Origin of the sequence: Polyangium mundeleinium, assembly GCF_028369105.1 — a bacterium.
Lineage (GTDB): Bacteria > Myxococcota_A > Polyangia > Polyangiales > Polyangiaceae > Polyangium > Polyangium mundeleinium.
Genome location: NZ_JAQNDO010000001.1, coordinates 12,577,112 through 12,601,799 on the forward strand (window position 1 = coordinate 12,577,112; position 24,688 = coordinate 12,601,799).

Below are 24,688 nucleotides of genomic sequence, written 5' to 3' on the forward strand. Positions count from 1 at the left end.
CTCTCGCCCGGTGAAACGGGCCTTTCCGGTCAATCCAGCAGTTTGTCGAGGGCCGCGAGCTTGGCCGCGAGACGAGCCTCGATGTCGTCCTCCGGCAGTTCCGGCGATTCCGGGGCGGGTGTGGGCTCGGGCGTCGCCGGCGGGGTCGGCGCCTGCGTGGCGGCCTTGCCTTCGGTTATCCCGAGCCGCTCGAGGAGATGCTCCGCGAGCGCCGCGGGGGTCGGATGGGAAAAGATCAACGTCGCGGGCAACTTCAATCCAAAGATGGGCTCCAGCGATTTTCGCAGCTCCACGCCCGTCAAGGAGTCCATTCCGAGGCTGGAGAACGTCGCCTGACGGTCGATTCGCGCCCCGTCCATGTGCAACACCTTCCCGAGCTGCTCAAGGACACGCTCCTCCAACAGCCGCGCCCGCTCCGCGGAGGGTGCCGATTCGAGCATCCCTCGGATGCCCTCCGCCAAACCCGCAGGCTCGCCGGCTCCTTTTCCTCCGCCTCCACCAGATAGCTCTGCCCAGAAAGCCGATTTTCCCTGCTCGGGAAAGTATTGCACGAAGTTGTCGATCGAGAGGTCGGCCACGACGACCCCCGGGCGGGGCATCGCGAGCAGCCCTTCAAGCGCCTGAGCGGCGACACGTGGAGAAAGAGCGCGCAGGAATGGGTTGCCTTTGCCGCTCGTGTCGTGGCGCGCCGCCATGCCCACGCCCGCGATCGGCCCCCATTGCACGCTCGTCCCCGGCAGCTTCAGGGCCGACATTCGCTGCGCCATCGCGTCGAGGAAGGCGTTCGCCGCCGTGTAGGCGGCGGCCCCGGCGAGCCCGAGCACGACGGACACGGACGAATACATGAAGAAGAAATCGAGGTTCAGCGATCGGGTCTTCGTGTACAGGTTCCAGGTGCCCACGACCTTGGGGGCCATGACCTCCAGGAATGCGTCTCGCCCGACGTGAACGGTCGGCGTGAGTTCACCCGTGACGCCGGCTACGTGCAAGATGCCGCGCAGCGGGGGCATGGAACCACCGACCTCCGCCAGCATTGTGTCCACCTGCTTGGGCCGGGACACGTCCGCCGAGACCACCTGCAGCCGAGCCCCCATTGCCCCCATGGCAGCAATCGCCTCCATGGCTTCGCTCGTGGGTGCTCGCCGTCCGACGAGCGCGATATGCCGGGCACCTCGCTCCACGAGCCGCCGCGCAGCCGCGAGACCGAGCCCTCCGAGCCCGCCCGTAATTAAGAAGCTCGCGTCGGCCGGCAAGGGGTTCGTGGCCTTCGAAGGCGCCGTCAGCGTGCCCTTGCAGAGCCGCGCGCCATAACGTCCCTGTCCACGCAGCGCGATCCGATCCTCCCCTTCCCCTCCGTGCATCTCGTGCAAGAGCGCGCGCACCTCGTCCACGCCGCCCGCCGGATCGAGATCAATGCACACGTTCTCCAGCTCGGCGTGCTCCAGCGCGAGCGTACGCGCGAACCCCCATAGCGGCGCCTGCACGGGGGACCCCTCTGTTTCCGACGCATCGACCACGTGCGCGCCCCGCGTGACCCATACCGCGCGCGTCGGCGCGCCGCTGCGCTTCGCCAGAAGGAGCGCTTGCGCCAGGTAAAGCGCCGAGAGCATCCCGTGCCCGAGGTCGTGCTCCAGCGTGGCCGAGGTCGTCGCCCCGAGCGGCGCGGAATCTAGGCTGAGGAGGTGAATCACGCCGGTCCATGGCTCTCCCGTCCGCAGGAGCTCGGCGGCCAGCCGCTCATGGTCGTCGCGGCTGGCCGGATCGATCCGGAAGCTCCCGTCGCTCGCACGCGCGTACGACGCGGCCGCCTCGACCGTCACACAATCGTCCCCACACTCCCGAAGGAGCCTCGCCAGCGCGCTGCCGAGCCCCTGCCGATCGACGAAGATCAGCCATCGCCCGCGCCGCCGTCGGTGCTCTGCGGCCGACGCTGGCTCCAGGCGCCGCCATTGCACCTCGTAAACGACCTCGTCGAGCGGCGTGCCCTCTTCGTCTCCCGCGGTCGGTCGACCATGCCGTACGTTCTCGACCCAGTAGCGCGACCGCTGCCAGGGATACGCGGGCAAAGCCACAACACGATATGCCTCAGGGCAAAGGTTTTTCCAGCCAATCTCCACGCCGGCCACGTGAAGCGCGCCCAGCGCCCCTAAAAGCGCGCGCCGCTCCTCTCCGCTTCGCCGGAGCGTCGCGATCGCTCGGGCATTCGCGCGTTGCGCCTCGAAGCATTGCTCCAGGTTCGACGAGAGCACCGGGTGCGGCCCCACCTCCACGAACGCGCCGTGCCCATCGGCGAGCGCCGTGCCCACCGCGCCCGCGAAATCCACGGCTTCGCGCACGTTTCGGCCCCAGTACCCCGCGTCGAGAGCGTCCCCGTCCACCCTCGCGCCGGTCACGGTGCTGTACATCGTCAGAACGGCCGCTCTCCGACCAATCGAGCCAAGCTCGGACACGAGTTCCCGCGCAAAAGGCTCCATCTGCGGACTGTGGAAAGCGTAATTCACGCGGAGCGGGCGCGTCACCACGCCCCGCGCGCCGATCTCCCGCAGCACCGCCTCCAGGGCGTTCGCCTCTCCCGACAGGACCACGGAGCCTGGGTCGTTGACGGCGGCAATGGCGACCTCGTGCTCCCGGCCGGCCAACGCCTTTCGCGCTTCCTCCGCCGGAAGCGACGCCCAAACCATTCGTCCGTGCCCCGACGCCTTTTGCATGGCGCGACTGCGCAGCGCGACGAGCCGCGCGGCCTCGTCGAGCTCAATCGCCCCCGCCACGTGCGCGGCCGCGATCTCCCCGACGCTATGCCCAATCACAGCGTCCGGAATCACCCCCCACGACCGCAACAGCTCCGCTAGCGCCACTTCCAACGCGAAAAGCGCGGGCTGCGCGATCTCGGTCTCTCCGAGGCGCGATCGCTCGTCCGCGGCCGAGAGCTCTTCGATCAGGGAAAAGCTCACGTGGCGGCGCAGGGCGCGATCGATCTCGTCGAGCTTGGCACGAAAAACCGGCTCTTCCGCGTAGAGCTGGCTCCCCATCCCCGCCCATTGCGAACCTTGCCCAGCGAAGACGAACACGACCTTGGGACGCGCCTGGCCGGATGCACGGCCATGAATCACCTCGCTCGAATCCCCCGCGCCATACGACGACAAGAGTCGCTGCATCTCTTCTCGCGTCTCACCCACCACCACGAGGCGGTGATCGTAGTGCGTCCGCCGCAGGCTCGCCGTGTGCACGACGTCGCGCAGCGAGACGTCGCTCGCCTGGGCCAACCACGCGGCGTACGAACGCGCGAGCATCACGAGCGCATCGGCCCCCTTCGCCGAGAGCGGCAGCAAGTACGTCGACGGCTGCTTCGTCGGCGACCGCGGCTCCTCGCTGGCCGGCGCCTCCTCCAGAATGACGTGCGCATTCGTGCCGCTGATCCCGAACGAGCTCACCCCCGCCCGGCGGGGCTTGCTCCCGCGCGGCCACGGCACGGCCTCCACTGGAACGACGAACGGCGTACCTTCCAGCACGATACGAGGGTTCAGCCGACGGAAATGCAGGTTCTTCGGGATCCTCTCGCGCTTCATCGCGAGGACCGCCTTGATGAGCCCCGCGATTCCGGCGGCGCCCTCGAGGTGCCCGATGTTCGTCTTCACCGCGCCGAGAACACACGACGAGCCATCCGCGCGCGGCTGCCCGAGCACCTCTCGCAGCGCCTCCGCCTCGATGGGATCCCCGAGCGACGTCCCTGTCCCGTGCAACTCGACATACCCGATATCAGACGGCGTGAGGCGTGCACGCTCCAGGGCTTGCCGGAGCATTGCCTGCTGAGAGAGCACGTTCGGCGTCGTCAAGCCTGTGGACCGACCATCCTGATTGACGGCCCAGCCGCGCACGAGGGCGTGAACTCGATCGCCGTCGCGCAGGGCGTCCGACAGCCGCTTCAGCACCACGACGCCGCACCCCTCGCCTCGAACGAAGCCGTTGGCGCGCGCGTCGAGCGCCTTGCTCCGCCCGTCCGGCGACATGGCCTGCGTCTCGAGCAGCAGCGACATCTGGATCGGCGACAGAATGGCGTTCACGCCGCCCGCGAGCGCGAGATCGCTCTCGCCCGCGCGCAGGCTTTGGCACGCCGTCGCCACCGCGACGAGCGACGAGGAGCAGGCCGTGTCCAGCGCAATGGCGGGCCCTTGGAGCCCGAGCACGAAGGCGATCCGCCCTGCCGCGGCGTTTGGCGCGGTCCCCGTCGCGCAATAGACGTCATAACGCCCGGCCCGCGCCTGCGCCACGATATGCTGATAGTCGTAGCTGCACGAGCCCACGAACGTGCCCGTTCGGCTCCCGATCAGCGTATCCGGCGGCAGTCCGGCGTCCTCGAGCGCCCAGGAGGCCACTTCGAGCAGCATTCGTTGCTGCGGATCGAGCGTCGCCGCCTCTCGGGGCGAAATGCCGAAGAACGCCGCGTCGAACCCGGCCACGTCATCGAGGAGCGCGGCCCAACGTGCCTCCGGCCTCTGGCCGGGAATCGCGTTCGCGGGCCACCTCTCCTCCGGAATCTCGCGCACGGCATCGACGCCACGGTCGAGCGCCTGCCAGAATGCTTCGTACCCATCGTCGCCGACAGGGAACCGGCAGCCCATCCCGATGATGGCGATCGGCTCGTTCGACGCGCGTTCCACGGCGTCGAGGCGTGCCTTCATTTTCTCCAGCGCGGCGATGGCGCGTTGCAGCGGCGTTGCCTCGCTCGCCGCCGGCTCGCGCCGGGCCGGGTTTCCGGGGCCACCGGCATTGCTCATCCGAGATACTCCTCGAAGGCTTCGAGTTTGTCCACGAGCCCGGCCTCGTCCTCGGCGACTGCGCTGACGTCACCGGCATCGAATGCGACGATGCTCATATCATCGACGAGGGCCCCAGGGGCCTCGCCCCGCGGCTCGTCGCCCTGCGCCTGCGCGGGAAACATCCGCTCGTAGAGATGGGTCGCGAGCGCCCGCGTCGTGGCATACGTGAAAAGGAGCGCCGCCGAGAGCTTGATCCCGAGGCTTGCCTCCAGCCTGTTCCGGAGCTCCAAGCTCATCAAGGAATCGATCCCGATGCTCGAAAATGGCGCGGACGTGTCGATCCTCCCAGGGTCCTGCCGCAACACACGCCCAAGCTGCTCCGTCAGGTGGGCCTCGATCATCTTCGCCCGCTCCGAGGGCGCTGCCCGCTCCAGCGTTTCTCGGATCCCGCCCGCGCCGGCGCCGGCCTCGACCGTGCGAGACTTCTCGTCGATCAGCGCAGCGAAGAACGGCGCGCCTGCGAGGTGGGGATAGAACTCCACCCATTGCCGCGCATCGAAACGCACGAGCCCCACCACCGCCTGCGGGCGCTGGAGGACCCTGTCGAAGAGAACATTCCCCTCCTCGGACACGAACGTCTCGGCGCCGCGCGACGCGACCCGCGTGCCCCGCAGATCCGAGGCCGCCGCGAGCCCCACATCCGCAAAGGCCCCCCATTGAATGCTCACCCCGGGCAGGCCCTCCGCCGCGCGAGACTGACAAAGACCGTCGAGGAACGTATTCGCGGCCGCATAATTCGATTGTCCCGGCGAACCGAGCAACCCCGCAGCCGAGGAGTACGCCACGAAGAAATCGAGGACGTGTCCTCGCGTCGCCGCGTGCAAGTTCCATCCCCCGAGCACCTTGGGCTGCATCGGTCGCAGGAGCTGCGCTTCGCTCATGTTCTCCAGCGTCCCGTCGTCGAGGAGGCCCGCCGCGTGCACGACCCCGCGGAGCGCCGGCATCGCGCGGTCGATCTCTTGAATCACCCGATCGACATCGTCACGCCTGGCGACGTCACCTGACAAAACCCGCACGCTCGCACCCTCGGCCTCCATGGCCTGGATCGCAGCCTGGGCCACCTCGCTGGGCGCGCTTCGACCCATGAGCGCGAGGTGCCGCGCCCCCTGCCCGACGAGCCACCGCGCCAGGGACAAACCGAGGCCGCCGAGCCCACCCGTCATGAGATACGTCCCGTCCGGCCGCACCTCGGCGCCCGCCCCCTGCCCCGCGATTGCCACGCGCGCCGCCGGATCCCGCATGGACAAGACGAGCTTTCCCGTGTGCTTGCCCTGCGCCATCCGCACGAATGCATCCAGCGCGCTCGACACCGGAAACACCTGGCACGGAAGCGGCCGCAGCACCCCCGCGCGCAGCCAGCCAATGACCTCTTCGAGCAGCGACCTCACGTACGCCGGACGGTGCAGCATCATGCCGCGCAGATCCACGAGCGAGAACGACAGATTCTTCAGGAAGGGCTTTAGCCCGAGCCGGCGATTCTCGTAATAATCGCGCTTGCCTATTTCCACGAACCTGCCGTGGTCGCGCAGCAATCCGAAGCTCGCTTCGAGCAACTCCCCGGAGAGCGAGTTCAAGACGACATCGACGCCCTCGCCGTTCGTGATCCGCTCGACGTCTCCGACAAACGAGAGGGACCGCGAGTCCATCACGTGCGCGACGCCCATGGAGCGGAGAAGTTGCCGCTTCTCTTCGCTCCCCGCCGTGGCGAAAATCTCTGCGCCCACGTGCTGAGCCCACTGGATCGCCGCCATGCCGACACCCCCGGTGCCCGCATGAACGAGGACGCGCTCGCCCTTTTGCAGCTTCGCGACGTGCGCCAACGCATAATACGCGGTCAGGAACACGACCGGCGTCGCGGCGGCCTCGTGCCATTCGAGCTCGGCCGGCTTTGCAACGACCAGCGCGCGGGGCGCTGTCACGTGCGAGGCCATTGCCATCGGCGTCAGCGCGAGGACCTCTTGCCCAATCGTCAGATCCTCGACCCCGGGTCCCAGGGCGACGATACGACCGGCGCATTCGCCCCCCAATCGAGGACCCTTCTGATCGGCTCCTTCCACGTCGTCCGGCATCACGCCGAGCGCCAGGAGCACGTCGAGGAAATTCAATCCTGCCGCCTCGACCTCGATCTCGACCTCGCCGGGCCCCGGGGCCCTGCGGGCCATCGGTCGCAACGCGAGCTTTTCGAGCACCCCGGGCGCGCGATTCTCCAGCCGGAAGGGACGTCCCGACGCAGCCTCGAACCGCTCCGCCGCACCCCCGAGATGCCCTCGCACGAGGCGCGCCACGTACCTGCCTTCCGACCGCAGAGCGACCTGATCCTCGTCGTCCCCGGAGAGGATCTCGCCGAGCAGCCGATCCGGTTCGTCCGGGCTTGCCTCCGACGCAAGGTCGATCCGGACGCAGCCGAGGTCGGGTTGCTCGGTCGCGACCGCTCGTCCGAAGCCCCACAGGGTCGTTTGCGCGACCGCGAGCGGCCCCGCGTCCATGCCCGTCGCCTGCGCTCCGCGGGTCAGGATGTACAACCGCGGTACGTCCCGCCAACCCTGGCGCAGCAATGCTTGGGACAGGCGCATCACGCTCGCAATGCCTCGCCGCAAATCCGCGGCGAGCGTCAGGTCCGTCGTCTCTCGGAATCCCGCGCCGTCGAGCGCCCCGCAATGAATCACGCCGCGGCAGCCGAGCTTGCCGAATGCTTCGCGCAGGACCGCGTCCCAGTGCGCCGGGTTCATCACGTCCACCCGGAATCGCCCCTCGCCGAGGCGCGCATGCCCCTCGCCTGCCATGACCTCGATGCACGTCCCACCATGGGCGCGGATTCGATCGGCGAGCGCGGCGCCGAGCCCTCGCTCGTCCACAAGCACGAGCCACGCTCCCGCGTCGCCCGCGGTCTCGGGCAGCGGCACGAGCTCCTTGCGCTGCCACGCGACCTCGAACACGCAATCGCCGAACGGATCACCGGCGGCCGGCCGCTCGGCCTCCGCGAGCCTCTGCACACGAAGCTCGTCGATCTCGACCCATGCATGACCCGCATCGTCGAGAATCCTCAGCGAAACGGCGGGCTCGACGCGTGCCTCCGTCCTCACGACCCGCGCGTGAACCCACGCGGTCGGACCAGGCCGACCGAAGACGCGCAAGCCTTTCACCTCGACGGGGACGTACGTGCCTTCCCCAATCAACGATTGCAACGACGCGCCGCCCACCTGAAAACAGGCATCCATCAAGACCGGATGCACGTGATGCGCCGACGCCTCGCTTTGGAGCTCGTCGGGCAAATGGACGCGCGCCAGGGCCTCACCCTCGCCGAGCCGAAGGCTCTGGATGCCCTGAAAATGCGCGCCGTACGACAGGCCTCGCGCCTCCATTCGCGCATACTGCGCGCGGGCCTCGACGACCTCGGGGCAACGCGCCTCCACCGCTCCGAGGGCGTCGCCCGCACGCGCCGCGGCGGGGGTCGCGACCAAGCGCAACCTGCCCTGCGCGTGCGTCACCCATTCTTTTGCGCTCGCCTCGCGGCTGGCGATCACCACCGACGCGCCTCCGCCGGACTCCTCCCGGAGCGAGACCTGCACGAGCCGTTCTCCGCCCTCAGGCAAGGCGAGCATTCGATCGAACGACATCTCGTCGAGGCGCGCCGCGCCCGCACCGTGGACCTCGACCGCCGCCGCGAGCCCGAGCTCCACGTATCCCGCGCCCGGAAATACGACCTCCCCCTGCACGCGATGGTCTGCGAGGTAAGGGAATGCCTCCACGCTCACCCATCGCTCCCACACGTGCAGCTTTGGCTCGGCCGCTGGTACAAACCCGGCGCCGAGCAGCGGATGGCCGCCTTCCGCCTGGGTCGCCCGAGGCTTGCGCGTGCCGGCCTGGAGCCAATATCGCTCCCGCTGCCACGGATACGCGGGCAACGTGACGAGGGGCCTCGGCTCGGGGTACAGTTTGTCCCAAGCGACGAAAGCCCCGTGCACGTACAAGCTCCCGAGCGCCTCCAGCATCGAGCGACGCTCGTCCGCGTGCCGCCGCATCGACGCAATCGCGGCCCCCTCGATCTTCGCCGCTTCGAGGTTCTCCTCGATGGCAGGCAACAAGATCGGGTGAGGGCTCATCTCCACGAACAGGCCGTGCCCCTCCTTCATGAGCGCCTGCGTCACCTCCGAAAACCGTACGGACTGCCGAAGGTTGTCCCACCAATACAATGATCCGAGTTCGTCGCCTCGGAGCAATTGCCCGGTCACCGTCGAGCGCATGGGAAGCGCGCCCGACGAGGGACGGACGTCGTCCAGCAGGGCTAGCAAATCGCCCTGGAGCCCATCGACCTGCGGGCTGTGCGACGCCACGTCCACCTTGACGCGACGACAAAACACGCCCTTCGTCTCCAGCGCCGCGAGCACCTCCTCGACCGCCGCAGGATCCCCCGACAGCACCGTCGACCGCGGACCATTGCTCACGGCAACGCTCAGGCGATCCTCGCGACCCGCGATGAACTGCTCCGCCTCCGCCATCGGCAGCTCGACGAGCCCCATCGCTCCCTTGCCGCTGATGCGCCGCAGAAGCCGACTCCGATGGCAGATGATCCTGACCGCGTCCTCAAGGCCGAGCATCCCCGCCACGTACGCCGCGGCGACCTCGCCCATGCTATGCCCGACCACACAATCGGGCTCGACGCCCCACGACCGCCACAAGGCCGCGAGCGCGACCTCGATAGCAAACAAAACGGGCTGCACGACGTCGATCTCCGCGAGCCGCGAGCGCCCCTCCTCCGCGCCGAGCTCGTCGAGCACCGAAAAGCCGGCCTCGCGGGCGATCGCCTCGCTGGTCGTGGTGATCGCAGCCCTGAAGACCGCCTCCTCCGCCAGGAGCTGCCGCCCCATCCCGCGCCATTGCGATCCTTGCCCAGGAAAAACGAAGACGACCCTCGGACGACCCGAGGCCTTTCCCTCGACCACCCCCGAAGGCTGCTCACCTCGTCCGTACGACGCCAGGAGCTCCGCGAGCTCCTCCCGCGTCCCGGCCACGGCCATCAGCCGTCGATCGAGGTGCGTCCGGCGCGCGCTCGCCGTGTACACGACATCGCCCAGCGACACGTCCTTCTTCGCCGACAACCATTCCGCATAAGAGCGCGCAAGCGCGCCGAGCGCCCCCGTGCTCCGCGCCGAGAGCGGAAGCAGATAACTCGAAACCGGCTTCCCCTGTGCCTTCGTCCCTCCGGGTGGCGCCTCCTCCAGAATTACGTGCGCGTTTGTTCCGCTAATACCAAATGAGCTCACGCCCGCGAAGCGAGGCGTCGCTCCTCGCGGCCAGGGCATGTTCTGTCGGGGGATCACGAAGGGCGTCCCCTCGATCTCGATGCGCGGGTTCAGCGCTCGAAAATGGAGGGTCCGCGGGATCTCCTCGCGCTCCAGCGCGAGCAGGGACTTGATCACACCCGAGACGCCGGCGGCCCCTTCGAGGTGCCCGATGTTCGTCTTGACGGCGCCGACGACGCACGGAGCCCCATCCTCGCGCGGCGCACCCAGGACCGCCTTCAGCGCGTCCATTTCGATCGGATCCCCGAGCGGGGTGCCCGTCCCGTGCGCCTCGATGTATCCGATCTGCTCCGGCCTGACGCGCGCGCTCGCCAAAGCCTGCCGCAACACCGCTTTTTGCGAAAGCACGTTCGGCGTCGTCAGACCCGTGGATCGGCCATCCTGGTTCACCGCGGAGCCGCGGATCAGCCCCCGAATTCGGTCCCCATCGCGCTCGGCATCGGAGAGTCGCTTGAGTATCAGGATGCCACAACCCTCGCCGCGAACGTATCCGTTGGCCCGCGCGTCGAACGTCTTGCATCGACCATCCGGCGAAAGAGCGTTTGTCTGGGCCATCATCTGCATGGTGAACGGCGAGACGATCGCGCTCGCGCCGCCGGCGACAGCGAGATCGCTCTCTCCGCTGCGCAGGCTCTGGCACGCGAGGTGAATCGAAACGAGCGAGGACGAGCACGCCGTGTCGACCGTGACGGCCGGGCCTTGGAACCCGAACACGTAGGAAAGCCGGCCCGCCGCGGTGCTGCCGACGTTCCCCGTCGCCGAATATGCGTCCACCGCGTCGATGCCACACGAGACAAGCTGGTGCTCGTAATCGATGATTGCGATCCCGACGAAGACGCCCGTCCGCGTACCGACGAGCCGATCGGCGTCCTGGCCGCCGTCCTCCAGCGCCTCCCACGTGACCTCCAGCAACATCCGCTGCTGCGGATCGAGGCTCATGGCCTCGCGCGGCGAGATCCTGAAGAAGCCCGCGTCGAACCCATGAACGTCGGACAGGAGCGCGGCCCAGCGCACGTCGGGACGATTCCCCGGAATCGCGTCCTTCGGCCAGCGCGACGACGGGATCTCCTGGACGGCGTCGACACCTGCACGCAATCCCTCGAAAAACGCGTCCGGTCCCTGGCCGCCTGACGGGAACCGGCAGCCGACGCCGACGATGGCGATCGGTTCGGTCTTTTCGCGAAGCAGCGCGTCGCGCTCGGCGCGCACCGTCTTCAGAACGACGAGGGTTTCCCGGAGCTTCGCGAGATAATCAGGTGCTCCGCCGCTCATCCAGATCCCTTCCGCGCCTGGGCCAGCTCTTCATCGAGCATCGCGAGCAGCTCGTCGCCCTCGACGGCGGCGAGGCTCGGGGGAAGCTCCCCCGTGCGCGGCGTCGGCGGCGCCGGCTCGATCGATCGCTCGGGCGCGGTCGGGAAGTCGAACTCGCGAAGGAGATACTCCGCGAGCGCCGCGACGTGGGCATACGTGAAGAGCAGCGTCGCCGGCAATCTCTTGCCGATATCGCGCTCGAGCGCGTTCCGCACCTCGATGCTCATGAGCGAATCCACGCCGAGCGAACGGAACGGCTCCGCGCGGCCGATCTGGGCGGGCTCCATGCGCAGCGCCCGCGCCACGCGCTCCGCGACGTGCGCTTCGAGCATCCCGAGACGCCTGGCGACGGGCACGCCCACGAGCGTCTGCCGAAGCTCCCCGCTCTCGGTCCCAGCGCTCTTCGACGCCGCCCGGGCTTGACGCAAGGCACCCCAGAACGGGCTCGACGCGAGCTGGGGGAAGATGGAAAGCCATTGCCGAACGTCGAGCCGCATGAGAGCAGCCACCCCGCGAGGTTCGCCGAGCAATGCCGCGAGCGCTGCCATCCCCTCCTCGGGCGGCAGCCCGTCGAGCCCAGCAGCAGCGCTCTTTCTCGCCCCCGCGGCGAGCCCGATCCCGGCGATCGCTCCCCACTCGACCGCAATCGCCGGCAGGTCCTGGGCCCGTAGCAGGCACGCGAGCGAATCGAGAATGGCGCTCGTCGCGGAGTAGCTGGCCCTGCCTACGTACCCGAGGATCGACGATACCGAGGAGTAAAGCGCCAGCATATCGAGCGTCGCGCCCTGCGAGAGTTCGAGGACATGCCGGGCCTCGACGAGCGCCGACGACAACTCGACACCGAACCGATCGCCCTCGGCATCCGCGGCGCGCGTGGCCTCCTCGGCCACCATCGCCGCATGAAAGACCCCTCGAATCGGCGGGGCCTTCCGCTCCTTCACCTGGGCCGCGACCCTCTCCAGGCCCGCGCGCTGCCGGAGGTCGGCGACTGACACCAGGACGTCGACCCCGGCGTCCTGCATGGCCTGGAGGGCCGCTCTCGTCCCCTCCGAGGGCTCGCGGCGTCCGATGAGGACGAGGTGACGCGCGCCCCAGCCGACCAGCGATTGCGCGGTCAAAAGACCCAACCCGTCGAGTCCGCCGGTCACGAGATAACTCGCGTCCGCGCGCACCTGCTCCCCGCGGCTCGGTGCCTTCTCGAATACGCTCCCGACGAGGCGCGCGACGAATCGCCCCTCCTTCCGCAACGCGACCCGATCCTCCTCCTCTCCCGCGCCGAGCTCCTCGATCAGCTCCTCGACGTCCTCCACGGCGGAGCCGGGCTCAAGATCCACATTGAAGACCTCGACTTCGGGATACTCCAACACCAGTGTACGAGACAACCCCCAGGCAGCCGCCTGCACGGGCGCAATGGCCGCCTGCTGCGCGCCGACGGCCTGCGCGCCACGCGTCACCACCCATACGCGAGGGTTCGTCCGGAACGCCTGCTTGGCGAGCGCCTCCGTGAGGTGGAGGAGGCACTCGGCCCCGGTCCGTCGCGACAAGGCGGATGCATCGAGCTCCCCACCCCATGCGGGATCGTCCACGCAATGCAGATGCACGATCCCGGCCCACTCCATCCCCGAGGGGCACGCCGTGGCCAGGACCTCGGTGTAATGGCTACGCAGGGCTGGATCGATCCGATGAAGTTCGGGACTCACGCGCTCGTAACGGTCCCCCGCGACGACGCGGACGCACGCCTCTCCACGCGCGCGGAGCGCCTCATAGAGGGCAGCGCCGACGCCGAGCTGGTCCGAGAACACGAGCCACGCGCCCGCAGCGCGCTGCCGCGAATCGCCGCCAAGCGCCCGGGCTCGCGCCTTGTTCTGCCATTGCACCTCGTATGCGCAGCTCGGACGGGTCTCCGCTCGCGCAGGGGCCGGAGCGCGGCGGCCCGGCTCCGGGATCCAATAAGGCTTCTTCTGCCACGGATACGTCGGCAGAGGCACGCACCGTCCCCCGCTCGGCGCGAGCCGCGTCCACTCCGGAAAGCAACCTCGCGTGTACAGCCCGCCGATCGCCTCGAGCAACGTGCGCCGTTCATCCTGGCTCCGCCGCATGCAATAAGCCACGAGCCCGTCGGCCTTCCGGGACGAAAGACATTGCTCCACGTTGGTCGCCAAGACCGGGTGCGGGCCGACCTCCAGGAAGAGCTGATATCCGTCGTGAATGGCCGCACCCACGGCGCCCGAGAGATTCACGGTCTCCCGCACGTTCCGCCCCCAGTAACGGGCGTCGAGCTCTTTGCCCTCGACGCACTCCGACAGCACCGTGCTGTACATCGCCAGGGTGGCGCGCCGCGCGTCGATGCGCACCAGCCGCTCCACGAGCTCCGCCGCGAGCGGGTCCATTTGCGGGCTGTGAAACGCGTAGTTGACCCGCAACGGCCGGCAAGCGATCCCGCTCCGCTCGAGCCGCCCCGTGATCTCGTCGAGGGCCTGGGTTTGACCGGCCAAAACGATGGTCTCAGGGTCGTTCACCGCGGCGATGGAGACACGGTCCTCGTATCCCTCGATGAACTTCCGCGCCTCCTCCGGCGACGCCGCGACCGACACCATCTTGCCGGCCCCGGTCGCCTTGTTCATGATCCGCCCTCGAATCGCGACCAGACGAACAGCCTCGTCCAGCGAGAGAATGCCGGCGACGTGCGCAGCCGCAATCTCGCCGACGCTGTGTCCGATCACGGCGTCCGGCGCGATCCCCCACGACCGGAGCAGCTCCACGAGCGCGATCTGAATGGCGAACAGCATCGGCTGCGCCACCTGCGTCTCCGCGAGGCGCGACATCGACTCAGTCGCGTCGAACTCGTCGAGCAGGCTCCACCCAAGCCTGCCGGTGAGCAGCGCATCACACGAGTCGATCACCGATCGAAACGCCGATTCCTCGTCGTAGAGTTTGCGCCCCATCCCGAGCCACTGCGATCCCTGCCCCGAAAACACGAAGACGACCTTCGCCCGCGCGGGCGTCGCTTTGCCTCGCACCACGCCGGCAGGCGCCTCGCCGCGCAGGAACGCGTCGAGCGCCCGGGAGAGGTTCGTTTTCGTGTCGCTCACGACGGAGACACGATGCTCGAAATGGCTGCGCCGCGCGCTGGCTGTATACGCCATGTCGAGCAGGCGCGGCGCGTCCGGGCCGTCGAGGAGGCGCTGGTACGAACGGGCGAGGTCGTGGAGCGCCTCGGGGGTCTTCGCCGAGAGCGGCAAGAGATACGCGCTCGGCTCCTTTCCGGCCGCAATCGGCTCTTCGAGGTTCCGCGGCGCCTCCTCCAGCACGACGTGCGCGTTCGTCCCGCTGATGCCGAACGAGCTCACGCCGCCGATGCGCGGGCGCACGCCCGGCTTCCACGGCACTGCATTCTGCACGATTTCAAGCGTCGTCCCGCGGAGGTCGATTCGCGGGTTCAGGGAACGAAAATGCAGATTGCCCGGGATACGCTCATTCTGCATCGAGAGGGCGACCTTCATGAGCCCCGCGACGCCCGCCGCGGCCTCGAGGTGCCCGATGTTCGTCTTGACCGCGCCGAGCAGGCAACTCGACCCCCGCTCACGAGGCCCGCCGAGGACGGCCTTCAGCGCCTCGACCTCGATCGGATCGCCGAGCGAGGTCCCCGTCCCGTGTGCCTCGACATACCCGACGTCGGAGGGCGCGACACGCGCATTCTCCAGGGCCTGCCGGAGCAAGGCCTGCTGCGAGAGCACGTTCGGCGCCGTGAGGCCCGTCGATCGGCCGTCCTGGTTCACGGCGGAGCCGCGGATCACCGCGATGATCGGGTCGCCGTCGCGCTCGGCGTCCGAGAGGCGCTTCAGCACGACGACGCCGCACCCCTCGCCCCGGACAAACCCATTCGCACGGGCGTCGAACGTCTTGCAACGGCCGTCCGGCGAGAGCGCCTGCGTCTTGCTGAGGAGCTTCGTCGTCGCCGGCGAGAGCATCAAATTGACGCCGCCCGCGAGCGCCAGGTTGCTCTCGCCGCTCCGCAAGCTCTGGCAGGCGAGGTGAATCGCGGTGAGCGACGAGGAGCACGCCGTCTCCACGGACATGGCCGGCCCCTGGAGGCCGAGGACGTACGAGAGCCGGCCGGCCGCCGTGCTGAGAACGTTGCCGGTGAAGCTGTATGCGTCCAGTTTGTCGGGGCTCAAGGCGAGGACACGCTGCTGGTAATCGAGCGCCCAGATGCCGACGAACACGCCCGTCCGGCTGCCGGCGAGCCGCTCGGGCATCTGCCCTGCGCGTTCGAGGGCCTCCCACGAGACTTCGAGCAGGAGGCGCTGCTGCGGGTCGAGGCTCTCCGCTTCGCGCGGTGAGATGCCAAAAAACGCCGCGTCGAACCGATCGACGTCGTCGAGAAACGAACCCCATCGGAGCGCGCGCGCCTCGCCGTCCGTGTCGGGGCCCTCCTGCTCCAGGCGCCAGCGTTCGGGCGGGACCTCGCGAATCGTGTCGACGCCATTCTCGATCAGCCGGAAAAACGCCTCCGGTGTATTCGCACCGCCCGGAAACCGACAACCCATGCCGATGATGGCAATGGGCTCGACGCGCGCGCGCTCGAGGTTCTCGATCTTCGCGCGCATCTTCTGGATCGTCATGATCGCGCGCTGCATCGACGAGAGCCCTGATGCAGGCGGGGCATCGTCGTCGTGCTGCGTGGTCATGCTCGCGGCAGGATCGGGACGTCTCGTGCTCACGACAGGTAGTCCTCCGAGCGGGCCAGCTCCTCCTCGAGCTCGAGCAGGATCTCGGCCTCCGACTGCGTAATGTGCCTGGGCGACTGCACCCTTATCGGTTCACTCGGCCTCGCGGGCAGGGCCGACGAGCGCTCCGCCCGCGGCACCGCCATGGACGGGGGCGACGTGTCCGGGCGCCGGCCAGGCGCGAGGCTCATTCGATCGAGCAGGTGATCGGCAAGCGACGCGGGGTTCGGATAAGTGAAGAGGAGCGTCGCCGAGAGGCGCACGCCAAGGCTCGATTCGAGTCGGTTTCGAAGCTCCAAGCTCAAGAGAGAATCCATGCCGAGGCTCGTGAACGAGGCCAGCCGGTCGATCCGCGTGATGTCGAGCCGGAGCACCTGGCCCACGTGCTCCAGGATGTGCTTCTCCAGCATGGGGAGGCGCTCCTGCGCCGGCCTGCGTTCGAGCAGGCTGCGGAACGAGACCCGGCTCGAAGGCGGCCGATCCGTCGCCTTTTGATCCCGCTGGAGCTCCGACCAGAAGGGGATGTCGCCGACCTGCGGGTAATACTCGACCCATTGGCGCACGGAGAGGCGCAAGACGCCAATCTCGGCGCGCGGATGTTCGAGGAGCTTGCTGAACGCGAGCAGCCCCTGCGCGGGCGAGAGGCTCTCGATCCCGCGGTGCGAGAGGCGTTTGCCGCGGTTGTCCTGGACCGCCGCGAGGCCGACCTCGGCGAATGGGCCCCAATGGATGCTCGTGGCCGGGCGGCCCGTGCGCCTCCGCGCGTGGGAGAGCGCGTCGAGGAACGCGTTGGCCGCCGCATAGTTGCCCTGCCCTGGCGCGCCGAGGAGCGAGGCCGAGGAGGAATACAGGACGAAGAAATCGAGCTTCTGATCGAGCGTGCGCGCGTGCAAATGGAACGCCCCGCGGACCTTCGGCGCCATCACCCGCGTGAAGCGCTCCTCGTCCATTTCGAGGAGCGTCCGATCGTCGAGGAGACCCGCGGCGTGGACGATGCCGCGGAGCGGCGGCATGTGCTTCTTGATGTCCGCGAGCATGGCATCGACCTGGTCCTCGCGCGTCACGTCCGCCGCGACGACGTTCACCTCGGCCCCGGCCTTTCCCATGGCCGCAATGGCCTCGCGCGCCGCCTCGGAGGGGTCGCCGCGCGAGACGAGCGCGACATGCCGCGCGCCGCGCTCGACCATCCACCGGGCGAGGGACAAACCCAGGCCCCCGAGGCCGCCCGTGATCAAATATGTCGCATTCGCGAGAATGGTCGGCTTCGGGTCCTCCACGGGCAGGATGGGGACGGCGGGATCGTTCATCAAAACGACGATCTTCCCGACGTGCTTGGCCTGGGCCATGAGGCGGTAGGCGTCGCGGGCCTCGTCCACGCGGAACTCCTTCACCGGGAGCGGCTGGAAGACGCCCATGTCGAAGAGCTGCATCACCTCCTGGAGTAGCGCGCCGAGCAAGGCCGGTCGCTCGACCGACATGCCGGCGAGGTCCACGGCCGCATAGGAGAGGCTCTTGCGGAACGGCGTCATCGCGAGCTGGCCGTTGTCGTAGATGTCGCGCTTGCTGAGCTCGACGAATCGGCCATAAGGCGCGAGGATCTCCAGGCTGCGCGTGCGTCCATCCCCGGTGAGGGTATTGAGGACGACGTCGACGCCCTGGCCGCTGGTCTGCTCCAGGACCTGCCCCGCGAAATCGAGCGATCGGGAATCCATGGCGTGCTCGACGCCGAGCGAGCGCAGGTACGCGCGTTTGTCCTCGCTGCCCGCCGTCGCGAAAATCTGCGCGCCGAGGAAACGCGCGAGCTGAATGGCCGCGAGCCCGGTGCCGCCCGTCGCGGTGTGGATCAAGACCCGCTCGTCATGGCCGAGGCGCGCGAGCTTGTTCAGCGCGTAATACACGGTCATGAAGACGACGGGCACGGAGGCGGCCTCGGCGAAGCTGAGCTTCGAGGGTTTTGGCGCGACGAACTCCGCGAGCGTCGTGACGTGCGAGCTGAACGAGCCCGCAGCAAAGGCGACGACCTCCTGCCCGACCTTGAACTGCTCGACGCCGCTGCCGACGGCGACCACGCGGCCGGCGCATTCGAGGCCGAGCTGCAAAGGCCCAGGCGACATGCCGGGGTAGACGCCCATGGCCTTCATGACGTCGATGAAATTGAGGCCCGCCGCCTCGACCTCGATTTCCACCTCGCCAGGGCCCGGAGGACGACGCGCAATTTCGCGCAGGACGAGCCGGTCGAGGACGCCGAGCTCCTGGCTCTCGAGCTGGAAGGCCCGGCCATTCGCGGGCTCGGGCGGCGCATTGCCGCCAGCCGCCTCGGCCGCGTCGAACGAGCTGTGCACGAGCCGCGCGACGAACCGGCCCTCCTTGCGATACGCGATCTGATCCTCGCGATCCCGCACCGAGATCTCGCGGATCAGGAGCGAGGCCTCATCCGCGCTGCGGCACGGATCGACGTCGATGCGTGTGCATTCGAGCTCGGGGTGCTCCAGCGCGATCGTACGGCCGAGCCCCCATAACGTCGATTGCGCGACGGAGAGCGGCGTGCCGTTCGAAAGCACGGCCTGGGCGCCGCGCGTGACCAGCCAGAGGCGCGGCATGTCGCGCCACCCCTGCCGAAGCACGGCCTGGACGAGGTAAAGCGCGCTCAGACAGCCGTGCGCGACGTCGCGCTCGATCGTGTCGGTCGTGGTCCGCTCCCACGGGGTCGCGTCGAGCGCGAAGAGATGCAGGATCCCACGGCAATGGACCTCGCGGCCAAACGCCTCACGCAGGACGCGCTGGTAATGCTCCGGGTTCGCCGGGTCGATCTCGAAGAGCCCGGCTTCGAGGCGGGAAAACCTCGACCCGGAGCGCACGCGCACGCATGTCTCGCCGCGCGCGAGCAGGAGAAACGCCATCGACGCGGCCGTCCCGCCCTCGTCCACGAAGCAGAGCCACGCGCCCGGGTTGCCCGTGTGCTTGATCCGCACGGATTCGCCGTCGAGGTCCTTCTTGCGCCACTCGATCGTGTAAATGGCGTCGTCGAGCGCATTCGCGGACGCCGATTTCCCGCTCTCCAGGCGCTTGATGCGCAGCCCCTGCACCTCGGCCTGCACCCGACCATCCGCGTCGATCACGTAGACGTCGCCCACGGGGTTCGCCTTGTCGTCGCTCGCGTGGAGTTGCGCGTGGACCCACGCCTCCTGCCCGAGCGAGCGGTGCAGGCGGATTCGATCGATGCCCGACAGCACGTACGTGCCGAGCGGCTCCGTCTCCGCGGCGACGTGGACGCCCACGAGGGTCTGGAAACACGCGTCGAGCAGCGCCGGGTGAACCTGATATTGATCCGCGTTCACCGCCACGTCGGCCGGCAAGAACACGCGGGCGAGCCCCTCCTCGGAGCCGAGCCACATCTGCTCGAGGCCGCGGAAGCTCCGGCCATAAAAGAGCCCGCCTTCCTCCATGCGGCGATAGAACGCCTCCGCGTCGACCACCGTCGGACAACGCGCCTGGAGCACGCGAGGACGCTCGCGCGAGATGCGCGCGCCCGGCGCGCCCACGCCCGTGCGCACCTTGCCCGACGCGTGCCGCGTCCACGTTTTTGCCCCCGCCTCGCGGCTCGAAACCTGAAACGACGCGCGTCCCGGCTCCTCGTCCACGAGGACGAGCTGGACGCGGCGATCCGGGTCTTTGCCGACCGGGAGCATGCGCTCGAAGGCGACCTCTTCGAGCGCGACGGAGACCTTGCCGTGCACCTCGACAACGGCGGAGAGGGCCATCTCCACGTAGCCCGCGCCTGGGAAAATCGGCTCGTTCTGCACGCGGTGATGCGCGAGGTAGGGCAGCGCCGCGATGCTCAGCGATTGCTCCCAAAAATGCAGCGTGGGCTCGACCGAGAGGTGCACCGGCGCGCCAAGCAGCGGGTGCGCCGCGGGATCGGGCGAAGCGGCATGTACGAGCCACGGCCGCGACGACGGCATCCGCGATTTCACCTCGTCCGCGAGCCAGTACCGGTCACGCTGCCAAGGATAAGCGGGCAGCGAGATGCACCGGCCGCCGCGCGGAAAGAGCCTGCCCCACGCGAGCTCGTGGCCCTTCACGTGGAGCGCGCCGAGCGCGTCGACGAGGCAATGGCGCTCGTCCTCGTTGCGCCGGAGCGACGCAATGGCCGCCCCCTCTTTCGAGAGCATACGCAGCGTCTCCTCGATCGAATGCAAGAGGATCGGGTGCGGGCTGAGCTCCACGAAGAGAGTTTGTCCCTCCTCGGCGGATTTCGCGACGGCCCTGCCGAAGAGGACGGGCGCGCGGAGGTTTTTCACCCAGTATGACCCATCGAGCTCCACGCCCGAGACGAGCTCGCCCGTGACGGTCGAGCGCATGGCGACGCTCGCCATTCGCGGCCGGAGCTCGGCGAGCGCGGCCGAGAGGTCCTGCTTCAGCACGTCCATCTGCGGGCTGTGCGAGGCGACGTCGACCTTCACCCGGCGGCAAAACACGCCGCTCCCCTCGAGCTTCGCGACGATCTCTTCGAGCGCCGCCGGCTCGCCCGAAATCACGGTGGAGCGCGGGCCATTGCTCACCGCGACGCTGAGCCGGTCCTCGTACCCCACGAGCGCGCGCTCGGCCTCGTCCATCGCGAGCTCGACGAGCGCCATCGCGCCGAGCCCCGCGACACGGCGAAGGAGCTTGCTCCGCCGGCAAATGACCTTCGCCGCGTCCTCGAGGGAAAGCACGCCCGCGACGTGCGCCGCCGCGATCTCGCCCATGCTGTGGCCAATCACGGCGTCGGGCTCGACGCCCCACGCGCGCCAGAGCGCGGCGAGCGCGACCTCGATCGCGAAGAGCATGGGCTGCACGACATCAATGCGCCCGAGCTGCGAGCGCGTCTCGTCCGCGAGGAGCTCCTCAATGACGGAGAAACCCGCCTCGCGCCGGATCACCGCGTCGCAATCCTCGATCGCCTCGCGGAAGACGGGCTTCTGCACGAAGAGCGAGCGGCCCATGCCGACCCACTGCGAGCCCTGCCCAGGAAACACGAAGACCAGGCCGCGCCGGCCGCCGATCGGCACCGAGCCCGCGCGCGCGAGGGGATGATCACGCCCCTCGGCGACCGCGCGCAGCCCGTCGAGGACCTCCGCCCGCGTACGCGCCGCGACGACGCCGCGCGTGCGGTGGTGCGCGCGGCGAACGCTCATCGTGTAGCAGACGTCCCGCAGCACGATCCCGTTCGCCTTGTCGATGTGCTGGAAGAGGCGCCGCGCAGCGTCGCGCATCGCCGTCTCGGTCTGGCCCGAGACCGGCACGAGATGCACGTGGCCCGTCTCGGTCGCCTCGGTCTCCGCGCGACGATCCAGCACGCTCGCGCCGTGCACGAAGAGCTGACCGACAGCCTCGCGGATCGAGCGGCCCTCGTCCTCGTTGCGCCAGAGCGCCGCCACCGCAGCAGCCGTGGCTTGCTTGTCCACGTGGCGAATGCACTCGTCGATTGAGTGCTTGACGATGGGGTGCGGCGCAATTTCGAGGAAGACCGCGAGCCCGTCGTCGAGGAGGCGCTGAATGCCGTTCGCGAACAGAACCGGCTCGCCGAGCTGCCGCGACCAGTACGCGACGTCGAGGTCCTCGCCGCGGATGCGCTCGCCCGTGAGGCTTGAGACGACAGGGACCCGCGCGCTCATCGGGTGCAGGCCGGTGAGCAAAGGCGGCAGCTCGTCCATCAGGTAGGCCATCTGCGGCCCATGCACGGCGGCGCCGGTGCTGACCGGGCGGGCGAAGACGCCGCGTGAAGCGAACGACGCCGCGATGCCGGCGAGCGCGCCGCCATCCCCGGAAAAAACCGTGGAGGTCGGGCTCGCGGCGATGGCCCTGTGAATGCGGCCTCCCGAAGACGCGGCGATCGACTGCGCCTCGTCCCAGCCGACGCCCGCGAGGAGCATCATCCCCTGACCGGCCGAGCGCTGCACCAGCGTCGCCTGATGCGCGATGACCCGCGCCGCGTCCTCGAGCGAGAGCACGCCCGCAACGTGGGCCGCCGCGACCTCGCCGATGCTGTGGCCGATCACCGCGCCCGGTTCGAGGCCGAGGTCGTGCAAGAGCTCCGCGAGCGCGACCTGGAACGCGAAGAGCACGGGCCACATGATGTCGAGGCGATCGGCAGCGACGCGCGTCGAGCCGGCCATGATCTCGTCGAGCACCGACCAGCCGAGCAGCGGGCCGAGGACGCGATCACACCGCGTGAGCGCCGCGCGGAAGCTCGGCTCCGAGAGCACGAGCGATCGGCCCATCCCCGCCCACTGCGATCCCTGCCCCGAGAACACCCACACGACGCGGCGTGATCCGCGGGCCGCGCCGCGGAAGATCCCGCGTCCTTCGGCGCCGCCGCGCGCCTCGACGAGCCGCGCTTCGAGGCCGCTCTTCGTGCTCGCCACGACCGCGAGCCTCTGGCCGAGGCCGGCCGGAGGGCCTCGCAAGACCCGCCCGGCGATCACCTCCTCGCCTCGGATCGATTCGAGCGCGAGCCCGATCGAGGCGCCCATCGCCTCCGGCGCGCCCGCCTCGATCAGCGCGACGCTCGCCGTCGAGCGGGCCATGCTCTCCAGGATCACGTGCGCGTTCGTGCCGCCATACCCGAACGAGCTCACGCCCGCGCGGCGCAGCGTGCCCTCGGGCGCAGGCCAGGGCTCGACCTTCGTGACGACACGCAAGTTCAGCCGAGGGAAGTCGATGTTCGGGTTCGGCGACTGGTAATGCAGGCTCGGGGGCAGCGCGTCGTGCTGCATCGCGAGCGCCACCTTCATGAGCCCCGCCATCCCCGCGGCCGCTTCGAGGTGCCCGACGTTCGTCTTGACGGACCCAATGCGGAGCGGCTGATCGGGCGGGTGCTCGACGCCGATCACCGCCCCGAGCGCGCCCGCCTCGATCGGATCGCCGAGCGGCGTGCCGGTGCCGTGCGCCTCGACGTACTGGATGTCTGCCGGCGCAATGCCGGCCGCGCGGCACGCGTCCCGCAGCATCGACTGCTGGGCGATCGGGTTCGGCGCGGTGAGGCCGTTGCTCGCGCCGTCGTTGTTCACGGCGCTGCCGCGCACGACCGCGTAGATGCGGTCGCCGTCGCGCAGCGCGTCCGAGAGGCGCTTCAGGATCACGAGCCCGGCGCCCTCGCTGCGCACGTAGCCGTTGCTGCGCGCATCGAAGGCGCGGCAGCGGCCGTCGGGGCTCATCGCGTTGAGCCGCGTGAAGCCCATCGTCGTCTCGGGCACGAGCATCAAGCTCACGCCGCCCGCGATCGCGATGCCCGTCTCGCCGCTGCGCAAGCTCTGCGAGGCGAGGTGGATGGCGACGATCGACGACGAGCACGCCGTGTCCACGGTCATGCTCGGCCCCTGGAGGCCAAACGCGTACGAGATGCGGTTCGCGATGATGCACGAGGCGCCGCCCGTGCTCGTGTGCGCCGTGATCGACTCGCGCCCCGCGCGATCCTGGAGGAGCGCGTGGTCGAGGAAAAGCGCGCCGACGAAGACGCCCGTGCGGCTGCCCTTCAGCGTGGGCGGCGGGATCCCGGCGTCTTCGAGCGCCTCCAGCGCGAGCTCGAGCGCGAGCCTCTGCTGCGGATCCATCTGCACCGCCTCACGCGGCGAGATGCCGAAGAACTGCGGGTCGAAGGTGTCGACGTGGTCGAGGAAGCCGCCCCAGCGCGTGTTGAGCTTGCCCGTGACGGCGGTGTCCGGATCGTAGAGCTCTGCGGCGTCCCAGCGATCCCGCGGCACCTCGGTGATCGCGTCGATGCCGTCGTGCAAGAGGCGCCAGAACGCGTCGAGGTCCGGCGCCTTGGGGAACCGACACGCCATGCCCACGATGGCGATGGGCTCGTTCTCCGGCGACCCGGATCGCGGCGACGGCATCGGCGGCGGGCGCGCGGACAGCGTCGGCGCCACGGACGAACCCGCGGAGCTCGTCAAGAACTTCGCCAGCGACGCGGGGGTCGCGTGCTCCCATACGAGGGTTGGCGAGAGGCTACGGCCGAGGTGCTTGCCCAGATCCGCGATGAGCTTCGTCGCGCCGAGGGAGTCGAGCCCGTAGCGATGGAACCGCTCGCGTGGGTCGATGGTCCGCGGATCGATCCCCCGAAGCTCGGCGAGGCGGGAGACCAGCCAGGCCGAGAGGTTCTCTGCGTTGGGTGGAGTCATCGACGCGTAACCCGACCTCGTCTCCTGGGGACCGCCCATCGGCCTCGTCGCGGTCCATTGTCCTCACGTGCCGCGAAAAGCCTCGAACCTTCCTCGAACGTTCGAAGCGCGCCGCGCGGCGCGCTCCGGGACGCAGCATATACCCCGAGGAGGCGAAGCGACGCACCAGGTAGCCCGCATGGCGTGTTTCTCGCCCACCCCGGCGAGGACGCACCTCGAGCCTCACGACGACGAACCTCCCCACCGCGAGGGCGTCGGCACATGTGGCCCTCGGTTCCCCGCCGAAGATCGATCGAAGCAGGGAGGACGTCGTGCATACAGTCCCGAGAATCCTAAACGAACCCGAACCGTTTGCCCATCGC

At 69.1% G+C, this 24,688-nt stretch carries 4 protein-coding genes; all 4 read right to left on the reverse strand.

The features are described 5' to 3' along the window. Positions 1-29 precede the first annotated feature (29 nt). From POL67_RS49850 to POL67_RS49865, 4 genes are read right to left on the reverse strand one after another with little or no spacing between them, the layout of a single operon-like run. The gene (locus POL67_RS49850) at positions 30-4,775 is read right to left on the reverse strand and encodes a type I polyketide synthase (RefSeq protein WP_271929490.1); all 4,746 of its coding nucleotides are present in this window, start codon (positions 4,773-4,775) and stop codon (positions 30-32) included. After that, positions 4,772-11,392 (reverse strand): type I polyketide synthase, encoded by a 6,621-nt coding sequence (locus POL67_RS49855; RefSeq protein WP_271929493.1) that lies wholly within the window; start codon positions 11,390-11,392, stop codon positions 4,772-4,774. Before POL67_RS49855 ends, POL67_RS49850 begins: the two co-directional genes overlap by 4 nt. After that, positions 11,389-16,155: a type I polyketide synthase gene (locus tag POL67_RS49860; RefSeq protein WP_271929495.1), complete on the reverse strand. Its 4,767-nt coding sequence runs from the start codon at positions 16,153-16,155 to the stop codon at positions 11,389-11,391. Before POL67_RS49860 ends, POL67_RS49855 begins: the two co-directional genes overlap by 4 nt. Next, positions 16,152-24,326 (reverse strand): type I polyketide synthase, encoded by an 8,175-nt coding sequence (locus POL67_RS49865; protein ID WP_271929497.1) that lies wholly within the window; start codon positions 24,324-24,326, stop codon positions 16,152-16,154. Before POL67_RS49865 ends, POL67_RS49860 begins: the two co-directional genes overlap by 4 nt. Between the last annotated feature and the right edge of the window lie 362 nt (positions 24,327-24,688).